We start from the raw sequence: 13,102 nt of genomic DNA on the forward strand, positions 1-13,102 counted from the left end.
TTTGTTGATCATGTGAGCGCCCTCGATCGCAGCACGAACATGCCCTGCGGGCGCACCTGTAGAAACGCGATGATCACGGCGAACACGATGACCTTCGCCAGCGAGGCGTTCGACCAGAACTCGGCGTAGGAGTTCAGCAGTCCCAGCCCGATCGCGGCCAGCACGGCCCCGCGCAGCTGCCCGAGCCCGCCCGCCACGACGACCAGGAACGCGTCGACGATGTAGTACGTGCCGAGCGCCGGCCCGACGGGCCCGATGAGCGTCAGCGCCACCCCGGCCACGCCCGCCAGCCCCGAGCCGATGAAGAACGTCAGCATGTCCACCCGGCCGGTGTCGATGCCGCTGGTCGCGGCGAGTTGCCGGTTCTGCACGACGGCCTGGGTCCGGCGGCCGAGCCCGGTGCGGTTGAGGTACAGCCAGACCGCCACCACGCCCGCGACCGCCAGCCCCATGATGAACAGCCGGTTGTAGGGCAGGATGCCCACCCCTCCCGCGAGCCAGGAAGGGGCGGGCACCTGCACGTTCGGCGCGCCGAACAGGTCGCGGGCGAGCTGCTGCAGCACCAGGCTCACGCCCCAGGTGAGCAGCAGCGTGTCCAGCGGGCGGCCGTAGAAGTGCCGGATGGCGGCCCGTTCCAGGATCAGCCCCATGAGACCGGCCACCAGGAACGCCGCGGGCAGCGCGAGCACGATGTCCTGCAGCAGGAACGCGGTGTACGCGCCCGCCATGATGAACTCGCCGTGCGCCATGTTGATCACGCCCATCTGCCCGAACGTGAACGTCAGCCCGAGCGCGATGAGCAGCAGCACCGCCCCGATGGACAGGCCGATGGGGAGCTGGTTGACGAAGGCCGTCATCACTGTCCCGCCGCCAGGCCGGAGGCCCAGGAGTAGCCCTTGAGGTACGGGTCCGGCTTGATCGGCTTGCCGGAGTCCCACACCTGCTTGATCAGGCCGTCGGGCTGGATGACGCCGATGCGGGCGGTCTTGTACATGTGCTGGTTCTCGCCGTCGATGGTGACCAGGCCCTCGGGGCGTTCGAGCGAGATCCCGGGCGCGGCCTTCTTGACCGCCTCGACCTCGGTCGTGCCCGCCTTCTTGACCGCCTCGGCCCACAGGTAGACCGCGTTGTAGCCGGCCTCCATGGGGTCGGAGGTGACCTTGTTCTGCCCGTACTTGGCCTTGTACGCCTTGACGAACGCCTCGTTGGCCGGCGTCTCGGTGGTCTGGTAGTAGTTCCAGGCGACCGGCTGTCCCACGATGTTGTCCACGCCGATGCCGGTGACCTCCTCCTCGGCGATGCTCACCGACAGCACCGGCATGCTGTCGGCGGACGCGCCCGCGCTCTTGAGCTGCTTGAAGAAGGCCACGTTGCTGTCGCCGTTCAGGGTGTTGAAGACGGCGTCCGGCTTGGCCTGCATGACCTTGTTGACCAGGGTGGAGTATTCGGTGTGGCCGAGCGGCGTGTACTCCTCGCCGAGGATCTCCATCCCGTTCGCCGCCGCGTACGCCTTGATGATCTTGTTCGCGGTCCGCGGGAAGACGTAGTCGCTGCCCACCAGGAACAGCTTCTTCTTGCCCTGCTCCTTCAGGTAGTCGAGGCCGGGGATGATCTGCTGGTTGGTGGTGGCGCCCGTGTAGAAGATGTACGGGGAGCTCTCCAGCCCCTCGTACTGCACCGGATACCAGAGCAGGGCCTTGTAACGCTCGAAGACCGGCAGCATGGCCTTCCTGCTGGCCGAGGTCCAGCCGCCGAAGACGGTGGCGACCTTGTCCTGCCTGATCAGCTTGGTGGCCTTCTCTGCGAACGTGGGCCAGTCGGACGCGCCGTCCTCCACCACGGGGACGAGTTGCTTGCCCAGCACGCCGCCGGCCTTGTTGATCTCTTCGATGGCCAGCAGTTCGGCGTCGCGGACGGTGACCTCGCTGATCGCCATCGTGCCACTGAGGGAGTGGAGGAGACCCACCTTGATCTCCTTCGACTCGGCGGCGGGCTTGGCGTCGGAACCGCAGGCCGCGAGGGCTGACACCAGGGCCCCTATCGCCAGCGCGGAGACAATCGGACGGGAGATGCGCACAGCCGTTCCTTCCTGGCGACCGGTACTGCCAGAAAGGTGACTCCGAGACATTTCTCGTGTAGATCCCATTTGTTAATAGGCAATTGCCAAGATTTCACAAATGCACTTAATCCGACATACGGGGATTGACTAACAGCGCGAAACCAACACGACATGCGCCGGCAACAGCCCCGAAACCGCCGGTTCCTATGGTCCGGCCATGCGGCTTACCTCACACGAGCAGGAACGGCTGCTCATCCACGTCGCCGCCGGGGTGGCGCGTGAGCGGCAGGCCAGGGGCCTGCGCCTGAACCACCCCGAGGCTACCGCCATCATCGCGTCGTTCCTCATGGAGGGCGCCAGGGACGGGCGCTCCGTGGCCGACCTGATGGAGGCCGGACGAGCAGTGCTCAACCGGACCGACGTCATGGAGGGCGTGCCGGAGATGCTGGAGAGCGTGCAGATCGAGGCCACGTTCCCCGACGGCACGAAGCTGGTCACCGTACACAGGCCGATCCCATGATCCCGGGCGAGTACGTGCACCCCGAGGGCTCTCACCTGCTCAACCCGGGGCGCGAGCGCCGCACGCTGCGCGTGGTGAACACGGCCGACCGGCCGGTACAGGTGGGCTCGCACTACCACTTCGCGGCCGCCAACCCGGGGCTGGAGTTCGACAGGAAGGCGGCCTGGGGCATGAGGCTGGACGTGCCGGCGGGAACGGCGATCAGGTTCGAGCCGGGCGTCGAGCGCGACGTGACGCTCGTGCCGCTGGCGGGCAAGCGGATCGTGCCCGGGCTGCGGCCGGAGTGGGCGGGGCCGCTCGATGACTGACGGAGCTCGGATCTCGCGCGCCCGTTACGCGGCGCTGTACGGCCCCACGGTCGGCGACCAGATCCGGCTGGCCGACACCGACCTGTTCATCGAGGTCACCGAGGACCTGTCGATCGGGCCCGCCGGGCCGGGCGACGAGGCGGTGTTCGGCGGCGGCAAGGTCATCCGCGAGTCCATGGGGCAGGCGCGCACCACCCGGGCGGAGGGCGCGGCCGACCTGGTCATCACGGGCGCGGTGATCCTCGACCACTGGGGCGTGATCAAGGCCGACGTCGGCATCCGCGACGGCCGCATATACGCCATCGGCAAGGCTGGCAACCCCGACACGATGGACGGCGTCGACCTGGTCATCGGGCCGTCCACGGAGGTGCTCGCGGGCAACGGCAAGATCCTCACCGCCGGGGGCGTCGACTCGCACGTCCACCTGATCTGCCCGCAGGTCCTCGACGAGGCGATCGCGTCCGGCGTCACCACGATCGTCGGAGGCGGCACCGGACCCGTCGAGGGCACCAAGGCGACGACCGTGACCGGGGCCTGGTACCTGGGCCGGATGCTGGAGTCGCTGGACGCGTACCCGCTGAACATCGCGCTGCTCGGCAAGGGCAACACGGTCTCGACCGAAGGGCTGGTGGAGCAGCTCAGGGCCGGCGCCTCCGGCTTCAAGCTGCACGAGGACTGGGGCTCGACCCCGGCCGCCATCGACACCTGCCTGAGCGTGGCGGACGCGTCGGGGGTGCAGGTGACGTTGCACACGGACACGCTGAACGAGGCGGGGTTCGTGGAGTCGACGCTGAAGGCCATCGGGGATCGGATGATCCACGCCTACCACACCGAGGGGGCCGGAGGCGGGCACGCACCGGACATCATCCGCGTCGCCGCCTACCCCAACGTCCTGCCCTCCTCCACCAACCCCACCCGGCCGCACACCGTCAACACGCTCGACGAGCACCTCGACATGCTCATGGTGTGCCACCACCTCAACCCGTCGATCCCGGAGGACCTGGCGTTCGCCGAGTCGCGCATCCGGCCGACGACGATGGCCGCCGAGGACGTGCTGCACGACATGGGGGCGATCTCGATGATCGGCTCGGACTCGCAGGCGATGGGGCGGATCGGGGAGACGATCATCCGTACGTGGCAGACCGCGCACGTCATGAAGGGCCGCCGGGGGTCGCTGGGCGGTCCTGCGGACAACCTTCGAGCCCGCCGCTACATCGCGAAATACACGATTTGTCCGGCTATCGCCCACGGGCTGGACGGCGAGGTCGGCTCCGTCGAACGCGGCAAGCTCGCCGACCTCGTCCTCTGGGACCCGGCGTTCTTCGGCGTCAAGCCGGACCTCGTGCTCAAGGGCGGCGTGGTGGCCTGGGCGCAGATGGGCGACGCCAACGCCTCCATCCCGACGCCGCAGCCGGTGCTGCCCCGTCCCATGTTCGGCGCCTCACCGGTGACCGCCGCCGCCACCTCGCTCCACTTCGTCGCCCCGCTGGCCCTGGAGTCCGGCCTCGCGGACCGGCTGTCCGTACGGCGGCGCCTGGCTCCGGTGGCGGACGTACGGCGGCGCGGCAAGTCCTCGATGCCGCTCAACGACGCCATGCCCCGGATCGAGGTGGCGCCCGACACGTTCGAGGTCCGCATCGACGGCGACCTCGTCGAACCTGCCCCCGCCGCGAGCCTCCCGATGGCCCAGCGCTACTTCCTCTTCTGATCCCGATGAACCCCGCACTGCTCCTCCTCACCGACTCCCGCCTCCCGGCCGGCGGCCACGCCCACTCGGGCGGCACCGAACGGGCCATCACGGCGGGAGCGGTCCACGACGTGCCCTCACTGGCCCGCTTCCTGAGGGGGCGCCTCCACACGGCCGGCGCGGTCGCCGCCACCCTGACGGCCGCCGCCTGCGCCACTGCCACCGAGTCGACACTCGACACCGCGTCCCAGGGAACGGAAGGCAGCGCCGGGCCGCCGTCCGAGCCGAGAGCCGAAACTTCGAGCGGGCCCCGGCCCGATGCCGGAGCCGATCAGGAGGCTCCCGGGTCGCCATGGGTGCTGCTCGACACCGAGGTCGACGCCAGGACCGCCGCCCCCGCCCAGCGGGACGCGTCCAGGACCCAGGGACGGCTCCTCCTCAGGGTCGCCCGCCGCATGTGGCCGTCGCCGGTGCTGGAGGAGCTGGCGCGAGCCGTACCGAGCCCCCATCACCCGATCGCCCTCGGAGCGGTGGCCCACGCGGCGGGCGCCACGGCCGAGGAGGCGGCCATGGCGGCGGCGTACCACGCGATCAGCGGCCCGGCCACGGCGGCGGTGCGGCTCCTGGGCCTCGACCCGGTCGCCGTGCACGGGCTCCTGGCCGACCTCGCCCCCGACCTCACCGCGGTGGCCTCCCGCGCCGCCGCGGACGCGGGCCGCTTCCCCTGGGAGGCGCTGCCCGCGCACTCGTCCCCAGCCCTTGATCTTCTGGCCGAGCAGCACGCGCGGGCCGAGGTCAGGATGTTCGTCTCATAAGGAAGGGATCACCATATGGGTGCCAATCACGACGACCACCACCACGCCCCGGACGGCCGCGGACGGGCGCTGCGGCTGGGCGTCGGCGGCCCGGTAGGCAGCGGCAAGACGGCCCTGGTGGCCGCGCTGTGCCGGACGCTGGGCCCGTCGCTGTCCCTGGGGGTGGTGACGAACGACATCTACACCACCGAGGACGCCGACTTCCTGCGCCGGGCGGGCGTGCTCGACCCCGAACGCATCCTCGCCGTCGAGACCGGCTGCTGCCCCCACACCGCCATCCGCGACGACATCGCCGCGAACCTCGACGCCGTGGAGACCCTGGAGCACCGCTTCGGCCCGCTGGACCTGGTGATCGTGGAGAGCGGCGGAGACAACCTGACGGCCACGTTCAGCCGGGGGCTGGCCGACAGGCAGATCTTCGTCCTGGACGTGTCGGGCGGCGACAAGGTGCCGCGCAAGGGCGGTCCGGGGGTGACGACGGCGGACCTGCTGGTCGTCAACAAGACGGACCTGGCCCCGATGGTGGGGGCCGACCTGGGCGTGATGGACCGCGACGCGGCGGCCGTACGCGGGGACAGGCCGGTGCTGTTCACCTCGATCCGGCAGGACCCCACCGCCGCCACGGTCGCCTCCTGGGTCTCCGACCAGGTGACGGCCTGGTCCCACACCCACGCGACCCCCGTCTCCTGATGCCCCCCATCGCCCGGCCCGACGCGCCTCTCCCGACGCCCGCAGGCGCCCGGATCGGCCGCCGGGGGATGAGGGCGAGCGCCGCGGTCGCGACGGCCTCCTTTTCCGACGGCCGGACCCTCATTCCCCGCCTGGCCTCGGCGCCCCCGCTGACCCTGCGCCAGACGGGCCCGTACACCGTGCACCTCGTCTCCACGGCGGCGGGCCCGCTCGGCGGCGACCGCCTGGCCCTGGACCTGGACATCGCCCCGCGCACCACCCTGGAGCTGGGCTCGGTCGCCAGCACCCTGGTCCTGCCGGGCGACGGCACGTCCGAGATGCTGATCACGGCCCGGGTCGGGGCAGGGGCCACACTCCGCTTCACCCCGGAGCCCACGGTGCTCGCCGCCGGGTGCGATCATCGACTCCTGGTACGGCTCGAACTGGCGCCGGACGCCGAGGTGCTGTGGCGCGAGGAGATCGTCTTCGGTCGCCATGGGGAGGTCTCGGGGCGGTGCCACGCCCGCTTCGACGCGACGTGCGACGGCCGACCGGTGATCCGGCAGGAGTTCACCGTAGGCGACCCGGCTGTGGACACCTCCCCTGCCGTCTACGGCTCCGCCCGCTGCGTCGGCACCACGTTTCTCACGACGTCCGCCAAGGAACCGGTCGTGGCCGAGGGCGTCGCCGTCCTGCCCCTGGCCGGTGGGGGCACCCTCGTCTCCGCCCTGGCCACGGACGCCGTCCAGCTCCGCTCCCGCCTCGAATGGGGCGAACGCACCACCCTCACCCCCGAGCCCTGAGGAGAACCCACGGCGTCACGCCCTTCGCCCCGCCGCCGCTCCTCAGCGGCGCCGAAGTTGCCCAAGCCAAGCCAGCACGCCACCCGACGGCCGCCCCGCGTTGCCCGGCGGCGATGGTGACGACCCCGTTGCGTACGGTGGTGGGAGGCGCGTGCCAGGCTTACAGTGATCGTGTGGCCGATTACCTCCAGTCCGCCCCCGCCAAGCCCACCGCCCGCCGTGGCTACGCCCTGGCCGTGGTGGTGGCCGGGGCGCTGCTGGTGTTCTGTGCCGTCCTGCCGTGGGCCGGGCTCGAGGTGCGGAGCGAGCTGATCGGCGGCGGGCTGGCCAACGACATCCGGGGCATCGACGACACGTACGGCGTCTACACGCTGGTGTCGGGCCTGGTGGCGCTGGGCTGCGGCGTCGCCGGCCTGCTCACCCACCCCAGAGTCGCCGCCCTGGCCGCCCTCCCCGGAGCGGTGGCGGCGGCGGTGCTGGTGCTCTTCATGACCGACGGGAGCGGCGTCCGCGACCGGCTCTCCGTCGACCTGGGCCAGGTGCTGTCGATCGGGCCGACGGTCAAGTTCGGCTGGTTCGCGGCCATGGGGTGCGCGGTGGCGATCGTCGTGCTGTCCGTCCTGGCGCTGGTCCGCCGCGCCTGAGCGGATCCGATCAGTCGTAGAAGCCCAGCCGCCGCAGCTGCTTGGGGTCGCGCTGCCAGTCCTTGGCCACGCTGATCCGCAGGTCGAGGTAGACGCGGGTGCCGAGCAGGGCCTCGATGTGCTTGCGGGCCTTGGTGCCCACCTCGCGCAGCCGCTCGCCCTTGTGCCCGATGACGATCGCCTTCTGCGAAGGCCGCTCCACGAACAGGTGCGCGTAGATGTCCAGCAGGTCGTCGCGCCCCTCCCGGGGCAGCATCTCGTCCACGACCACGGCGATCGAGTGGGGCAGCTCGTCGCGTACGCCCTCCAGCGCCGCCTCCCTGATCAGCTCGCCCACCAGCACCTGCTCGGGCTCGTCCGTCAGCCGGCCGTCCTCGTAGAGCGGCGGGGACTCGGGCAGGTGCTCGATCAGCACGTCGGCCAGGACGTCGAGCTGCTCACCCGACTGCGCCGACACCGGCACGATCGCGGCGAACTCCCCCACCTGCGACACCGCCAGCAACTGCTCCGCGATCTGCTCCTTGGTCGCCAGGTCGCACTTGGTCACGACCGCCACGACCGGCGTCTTCTTCACCGCCGCGAGCTTGTCGGCGATGAACCGGTCGCCCTTGCCGATCGGCTCGTTGGCGGGCACGCAGAAGCCGATCGTGTCGACCTCGGTCAGCGTGGACAGCACCAGGCTGTCGAGCCGCTCGCCGAGCAGCGTGCGCGGCCGGTGCAGGCCCGGCGTGTCGACGATGACGAGCTGGGCGTCGGGCCGGTGCACGATGCCCCTGATGGTGCGCCTGGTCGTCTGCGGCTTGGACGAGGTGATCGCCACCTTGCTGCCGACCAGGGCGTTCATGAGCGTGGACTTGCCGACGTTCGGCCTCCCCACGAAACAGGCGAATCCGGCGCGATGGTTGTCTGGCAAAGTCACATTCTGCATTGTGGCCTATCAGCGGGCATGGCACGCCACCAGGCGAACGCCTGGGGCGCGGCGATCGGGGTCCAGCGCGTTGTGGGCAGCTCCGCGAGCTCCTGCTCGCTCACCCACCGGTAGTCGGTGATCTCGACGCCGTCCGGCTGCGGCCCGGCGGAGCCGGGGGCTATCGCGCAGGCGTAGGCGGCGATGACATAGCCGACCTCGTGACCGTTCGGGTAGCGGGTGCGGAACTCGGGGCCGCCGAACACGCCGATCAGGCCGCGTACCTCGATGTCGACGCCGAGCTCCTCGCGCAGCTCCCTGACGGTGGCGTCCTCGGGCCGCTCGTCGGGGTCGATGCCGCCGCCGGGCGCCGCCCAGAGCTCCGCGTCGCCGTGGCAGGCCACCAGGAGCCTCCCGGCGTCGTCGAACACGAAGCCCGCCGCCGACGGCAGCATGAGCAGCTCAGAGCCAACCTTCTCCCGCAATTTCGCCAAAAATGGCGACATCGGCATGGTCAGCCCCGCAGCTTTCCGTCGGGACCGGCCACGAGCAGCGCCTTGACGCCCAGCTCCGCGGCCACCGCCTCGTCGGCGGCGCTCGGCGCGCCCTCGCTCACCAGCGCCACAGCCTCCAGGGACCGCGCGCCGCCGGAGATCGCCATGGCCACGGCCACCTGCACCGCCGACAGCGTGAGCGCGTCCAGCGCCACGTCGGTCGCCGAGTACGTACGGCCGGTCTCGTCGCGTACGGCGGCCCCTTCGGCCGACTCGTTGCGCGCCCTCGCGGCCCGGGCCAGAGTGATGATCTTGTTGTCTTCAGGGTCGAGTGTCACGAGAACAAGGCTATGCGTTGGCCATGGTGATCATCGCGTCGACCACCTCGCTGGTGCGGGCGGCGTCCACGTCGTTCATGCCCGTGTGCACCACCGCCACCAGAGTGTCGCCCACCCGCGACAGCACGACGTCCATCGCGTACGGGTAGCCGTTCAGCCGCCCGCTCAGCCGCGCGCCCACGGTCTCGTCGGCCGCGTTCTCGACCGGGAGCTCCTGCGAGCGCAGGTCGGTGCCGGAGGACGTACGCACCTCCCGGCACGACTCCAGAGCCTCGGCCAGCGCGTCGAGATGCTCCGCGGCCTCCCCGTCCGCGTACTGGGCCAGCCCCACCCCGGCCTGCTCCCCCAGCTCGTCGCCGCGGTAACTGGCCGCCGCCTGGGCCGTCAGCGCCTGCTGCGGCGCCAGCCCGCCGGCCGTTTCGAGCACGGTCCTGCAGTTCCTGTCGGCGTGCGCGAACGGCATCTGCCACGCCTGCTCGGGCCTGGCCGTGAACCCGTCGGGCAACGGCGGCTCCTTGCTCAGTACCTCGCGCAGGCGCGCGGTCGCTTGCGCGTCGAGGACGCTCCCCGACTCCCCGCCGACGCAACCCCCCAGAACGCCCGCCAGCAGGGCACAGGCGATGATCTCGCGTTTCATGATCCCCCCTGGATTGCAATCTCCCCAAGCGACGAATGTGGCAATCCACCGGAGCTTCCACCAATGCGCAAAAAGGGTGCCCTCATCCGGTTTTCCGGACGAGAACACCCTTTACGCCGACCTGCGCCCCAGCCGGCTAGGCAGCCGGGACACTGTCGTCCCCCCAGCATCCTCCCGCCGCGAACCCCACCCGGCGTTCGGATGCTTTCCCCTCCGACACCCACCGCACTGGATGTCGTGGTTAGAGAGTGCCCGGCCCTGCTTGCAGAAGACTTGTAGAACGCTTGCGACCTTCGTCCGGCTTCGTCCGCACTGGCCCCGGGCCGGTCAGCCGTGCTCCGCGTCGGCCGGTTCGGCCTCCTCCTTCGCGGGCTTGGCGCGGCGGACGACCACCGTGCTGATGCGGTTGCGGCGGCCCGCCAGGCTCTCGGCGGTGAGCGTGAGCCCGGCCACCTCGGCCTGCGACCCGGCGATGGGCACCCGGCCCAGCGCGTGGGCGAGCAGCCCGCCCACGGTCTCCACGTCGTCCACCTCGATCTCGGTGTCGAACAGCTCGCCCAGCTCGTCGACCGGCATCCGGGCCGTCACCCGCATCCCGCCGTCGGGCATGGCCTCGACGCGGGGCGCCTCCTGGTCGTACTCGTCGGTGATCTCGCCGACGATCTCCTCCAGCACGTCCTCGATCGTGACCAGCCCCGCGGTGCCGCCGTACTCGTCGATGACGATGGCCATGTGGATCTGGCGCGCCTGCATCTCCCGCATGAGCTGGTCGATGGGTTTGCTCTCGGGCACGTACGCGGCCGACCGCATGGTCGCCTCGACCGTCTCCTTGCCCCCGCCCTCGCCGGTCTCGTGGATCTTGCGGGCGATGTCCTTGAGGTAGGCGATGCCGATGACGTCGTCCTCGTTCTCGCCCACGACGGGGATGCGGGAGAACCCGCTGCGCAGCGCCAGCGACAGGGCCTGGCTGATCGTCTTGCCGCGTTCGATGTAGACCATGTCGGTGCGGGGCACCATGACCTCGCGCACCAGCGTGTCACCCAGCTCGAAGACCGAGTGGATCATCTCGCGCTCGTCCGGCTCGATCACCCGGCGCTCCTCGGCCAGGTCGACCAAGTCGCGCAGCTCGGCCTCCGAGGTGAACGGCCCGTCGCGGAACCCCTTTCCGGGGGTCAGGGCGTTGCCGAGCAGGATGAGCAGCTTGGGCAGGGGGCCGAAGATGCGGGTCAGGCCGTAGACGACGGGGGCGCCGGCCAGCGCGACCGGCTCCGCGTGCTGGCGGCCCAGCGTACGCGGCATGACGCCGACCACGACGTAGCTGACCACGATCATCACGACGGCGGCCCAGACGTACGCCCAGCCCTGGTCGTGCATGAGGTCGATGAACAGCAAAGTGGCGATGACCGTGGCCACCAGCTCGCAGCTCAGCCTGAGCAGCAGGAGCAGGTTGAGGTAGCGGGGCGGGTCGTTGACGATGGCCTGCAGGCGCACCGCGCCCCGCCGGCCCTCACGAACGTGCTCCTCGGCGCGCACCCTGGAGATGCGCGTCAGTGCGGTCTCCGCGCTGGCGATCAGGCCACCGATGATCACGAGCGCGATGGCCGACAGCAACCAGGCGTTCACCTCGAGTTGCGCACCTCCTGCCACGACTCCAGGAGCCGGGCCTGCAGGCCGAACATCTCCTTGTGCTCCTCGGGCTCGGCGTGGTCGTAGCCGAGCAGGTGGAGGATGCCGTGGGTGCACAGCAGCTCCAGCTCGTCGGCCGCGCTGTGGCCCGCCTCCTCCGCCTGCCTGGCGGCCACGTGCGGGCAGAGCACGACGTCGCCGAGCAGCGCCGGGTCGGCGGGGCTCTCCGAGTCGCCGCGTGCCCCGCCGCCGGGGCGCAGCTCGTCCATCGGGAACGCCAGCACGTCGGTCGGGCCGGGCTCGCCCATCCACTTCTCGTGCAGCTCGGCCATGGCGTCCTCGTCGACGACCACGATGGACAGCTCGGCGAGCGGGTTGATGCCCATCTCGCCGAGCACGTGGGCGGCCAGGGCGGCGAGGTTCTCCTCGTCGACCGCCACGCCGGACTCGTTGTTGATCTCGATGCTCACGGTCGGCGCTTCCCCCGGTGCTGGATGCTCTTGGGCTCCTGGGCGGCCTGCGTGGCGTCATAGCGCCCGTAGGCGTCCACAATCTCGCTCACCAGCTTGTGGCGGACCACGTCGGCGCTGGACAGGCGCGCGAAGTGGATGTCGGGGATGCCGTCGAGGATCTCCTGGACGACCCGCAGCCCGCTCACCGTGCCGTTGGGCAGGTCGACCTGGGTCACGTCACCGGTCACCACGATCTTGGAGTTGAACCCGAGCCGGGTGAGGAACATCTTCATCTGCTCGGCCGAGGAGTTTTGCGCCTCGTCGAGGATGATGAACGCGTCGTTGAGCGTGCGGCCGCGCATGTACGCCAGCGGCGCGACCTCGATCGTGCCCGCGGCCATCAGCTTGGGAATCGTGTCGGGGTCGAGCATGTCGTGCAGGGCGTCGTAGAGCGGCCGCAGGTAGGGGTCGATCTTCTCGTACAGCGTGCCGGGCAGGAAGCCCAGCCGCTCGCCCGCCTCGACGGCCGGGCGGGTGAGGATGATCCGGTTGACCCGCTTCTCCTGCAGCGCCCGCACGGCCTTGGCCATCGCGAGATAGGTCTTGCCGGTGCCCGCGGGGCCGATGCCGAACACGACCGTGTGCTTGTCGATCGCGTCCACATAACGCTTCTGGTTGACGGTCTTCGGCCTGATCGTGCGCCCGCGCGAGGAGAGGATGTCGAGCGAGAGCACCTCGGCGGGGCGGTCGGAGGTCATGCGGAGCATCGCGATGCTCCGCTCGACCGCGTCGGGGGTGAGCTCGCCGCCGCTGCGCAGGACCTCGACCAGCTCCTCGAAGAGCCGCACCACGGTGCCGCTCTCGTCAGGGCTGCCGGTGACGGTGATCTCGTTGCCCCGTACGTGGATGTCGGCCCTGAAGGCACCCTCGATGACGCGTAGCAGCTCGTCGCGGGAGCCAAGGAGGCTGACCATCGGGTATTCATCCGGAATCAGCACCTTGGCTTGAGTGCGCGAGGGAGGTGCCGTACGTCGGGATTCGTGTAGTTCGGACATGGGCAGGCCCGCGGCCTGATGCCTCCAGGTCTCTTGCGGTGTTCGTCTGAGCCCATCGTATCCGGGACCAGCCCGATTGCTCTCCCCA

The 13,102-nt window shown here is 70.4% G+C and carries 16 protein-coding genes; 7 read left to right on the top strand and 9 right to left on the bottom strand.

Annotation, left to right across the window (positions count from 1 at the left end; genetic code table 11):
• Positions 1 to 8: 8 nt before the first annotated feature.
• Positions 9 to 857: an urea ABC transporter permease subunit UrtB gene (gene urtB, locus ACIBQ1_RS06490; protein WP_397274968.1), complete on the bottom strand. Its 849-nt coding sequence runs from the start codon at positions 855 to 857 to the stop codon at positions 9 to 11.
• Complete coding sequence (gene urtA, locus ACIBQ1_RS06495) at positions 857 to 2,077, bottom strand: urea ABC transporter substrate-binding protein (RefSeq protein ID WP_397274970.1); 1,221 nt, start codon at positions 2,075 to 2,077, stop codon at positions 857 to 859. The genes urtB and urtA overlap by 1 nt, the downstream gene beginning before the upstream one ends.
• A 199-nt stretch (positions 2,078 to 2,276) precedes the next feature.
• On the opposite strand from urtA, the gene ACIBQ1_RS06500 reads away from it, so the two are divergent.
• The 7 genes from ACIBQ1_RS06500 (at position 2,277) to ACIBQ1_RS06530 (ending at position 7,505) form a co-directional block, all read left to right on the top strand.
• The gene (locus tag ACIBQ1_RS06500) at positions 2,277 to 2,579 is read left to right on the top strand and encodes an urease subunit gamma (protein WP_397274972.1); all 303 of its coding nucleotides are present in this window, start codon (positions 2,277 to 2,279) and stop codon (positions 2,577 to 2,579) included.
• Complete coding sequence (locus tag ACIBQ1_RS06505) at positions 2,576 to 2,887, top strand: urease subunit beta (protein ID WP_397274973.1); 312 nt, start codon at positions 2,576 to 2,578, stop codon at positions 2,885 to 2,887. Before ACIBQ1_RS06500 ends, ACIBQ1_RS06505 begins: the two co-directional genes overlap by 4 nt.
• Positions 2,880 to 4,595, top strand: a complete 1,716-nt coding sequence (locus ACIBQ1_RS06510) for an urease subunit alpha (protein ID WP_397274975.1) — start codon at positions 2,880 to 2,882, stop codon at positions 4,593 to 4,595. The genes ACIBQ1_RS06505 and ACIBQ1_RS06510 overlap by 8 nt, the downstream gene beginning before the upstream one ends.
• A gap of 5 nt (positions 4,596 to 4,600) precedes the next feature.
• Complete coding sequence (locus tag ACIBQ1_RS06515) at positions 4,601 to 5,389, top strand: urease accessory protein UreF (protein ID WP_397274977.1); 789 nt, start codon at positions 4,601 to 4,603, stop codon at positions 5,387 to 5,389.
• 15 nt (positions 5,390 to 5,404) lie between these two features.
• Complete coding sequence (gene ureG, locus ACIBQ1_RS06520; RefSeq protein WP_355372913.1) at positions 5,405 to 6,079, top strand: urease accessory protein UreG; 675 nt, start codon at positions 5,405 to 5,407, stop codon at positions 6,077 to 6,079.
• Positions 6,079 to 6,861 (top strand): urease accessory protein UreD, encoded by a 783-nt coding sequence (locus ACIBQ1_RS06525; protein WP_397274979.1) that lies wholly within the window; start codon positions 6,079 to 6,081, stop codon positions 6,859 to 6,861. The genes ureG and ACIBQ1_RS06525 overlap by 1 nt, the downstream gene beginning before the upstream one ends.
• Before the next feature lie 173 nt (positions 6,862 to 7,034).
• Positions 7,035 to 7,505 (top strand): hypothetical protein, encoded by a 471-nt coding sequence (locus ACIBQ1_RS06530; protein ID WP_397274981.1) that lies wholly within the window; start codon positions 7,035 to 7,037, stop codon positions 7,503 to 7,505.
• Between the two features lie 10 nt (positions 7,506 to 7,515).
• Here ACIBQ1_RS06530 and era read toward each other — a convergent pair whose 3' ends face one another.
• The 7 genes from era to ACIBQ1_RS06565 form a co-directional block, all read right to left on the bottom strand.
• A complete protein-coding gene (gene era / locus ACIBQ1_RS06535; RefSeq protein ID WP_397274983.1) occupies positions 7,516 to 8,424 on the bottom strand; it encodes a GTPase Era in 909 nt (302 codons plus the stop codon).
• Positions 8,421 to 8,897, bottom strand: coding sequence for an NUDIX domain-containing protein (locus tag ACIBQ1_RS06540; protein ID WP_397274985.1), 477 nt, complete (start codon positions 8,895 to 8,897; stop codon positions 8,421 to 8,423). Before ACIBQ1_RS06540 ends, era begins: the two co-directional genes overlap by 4 nt.
• 29 nt (positions 8,898 to 8,926) lie before the next feature.
• Complete coding sequence (locus ACIBQ1_RS06545; RefSeq protein WP_397274986.1) at positions 8,927 to 9,244, bottom strand: cytidine deaminase; 318 nt, start codon at positions 9,242 to 9,244, stop codon at positions 8,927 to 8,929.
• Between the two features lie 10 nt (positions 9,245 to 9,254).
• Complete coding sequence (locus tag ACIBQ1_RS06550) at positions 9,255 to 9,881, bottom strand: hypothetical protein (RefSeq protein WP_397274988.1); 627 nt, start codon at positions 9,879 to 9,881, stop codon at positions 9,255 to 9,257.
• A 327-nt stretch (positions 9,882 to 10,208) separates the two neighbouring features.
• Positions 10,209 to 11,504 (bottom strand): hemolysin family protein, encoded by a 1,296-nt coding sequence (locus ACIBQ1_RS06555; RefSeq protein ID WP_397274990.1) that lies wholly within the window; start codon positions 11,502 to 11,504, stop codon positions 10,209 to 10,211.
• On the bottom strand, positions 11,501 to 11,977 hold the full coding sequence (gene ybeY, locus ACIBQ1_RS06560; RefSeq protein ID WP_355372894.1) for an rRNA maturation RNase YbeY: 477 nt from the start codon (positions 11,975 to 11,977) through the stop codon (positions 11,501 to 11,503). The genes ACIBQ1_RS06555 and ybeY overlap by 4 nt, the downstream gene beginning before the upstream one ends.
• The gene (locus ACIBQ1_RS06565) at positions 11,974 to 13,014 is read right to left on the bottom strand and encodes a PhoH family protein (protein ID WP_397274992.1); all 1,041 of its coding nucleotides are present in this window, start codon (positions 13,012 to 13,014) and stop codon (positions 11,974 to 11,976) included. Before ACIBQ1_RS06565 ends, ybeY begins: the two co-directional genes overlap by 4 nt.
• Positions 13,015 to 13,102 lie beyond the last annotated feature (88 nt).

It is taken from the genome of Nonomuraea sp. NPDC050153, assembly GCF_044460125.1.
GTDB lineage: Bacteria > Actinomycetota > Actinomycetes > Streptosporangiales > Streptosporangiaceae > Nonomuraea.

Excerpts from the sequence above, each read along its gene's own strand:
- ACIBQ1_RS06505 (WP_397274973.1), top strand. The coding sequence starts at position 2,576 with ATGATCCCGGGCGAGTACGTGCACCCCGAGGGCTCTCACCTGCTCAAC.
- ureG (WP_355372913.1), top strand. The coding sequence starts at position 5,405 with ATGGGTGCCAATCACGACGACCACCACCACGCCCCGGACGGCCGCGGA.
- ACIBQ1_RS06500 (WP_397274972.1), top strand. The coding sequence starts at position 2,277 with ATGCGGCTTACCTCACACGAGCAGGAACGGCTGCTCATCCACGTCGCC.
- ACIBQ1_RS06565 (WP_397274992.1), bottom strand. The coding sequence starts at position 13,014 with ATGTCCGAACTACACGAATCCCGACGTACGGCACCTCCCTCGCGCACT.
- urtB (WP_397274968.1), bottom strand. The coding sequence starts at position 857 with ATGACGGCCTTCGTCAACCAGCTCCCCATCGGCCTGTCCATCGGGGCG.
- ACIBQ1_RS06550 (WP_397274988.1), bottom strand. The coding sequence starts at position 9,881 with ATGAAACGCGAGATCATCGCCTGTGCCCTGCTGGCGGGCGTTCTGGGG.
- ACIBQ1_RS06515 (WP_397274977.1), top strand. The coding sequence starts at position 4,601 with ATGAACCCCGCACTGCTCCTCCTCACCGACTCCCGCCTCCCGGCCGGC.
- ACIBQ1_RS06525 (WP_397274979.1), top strand. The coding sequence starts at position 6,079 with ATGCCCCCCATCGCCCGGCCCGACGCGCCTCTCCCGACGCCCGCAGGC.
- ACIBQ1_RS06510 (WP_397274975.1), top strand. The coding sequence starts at position 2,880 with ATGACTGACGGAGCTCGGATCTCGCGCGCCCGTTACGCGGCGCTGTAC.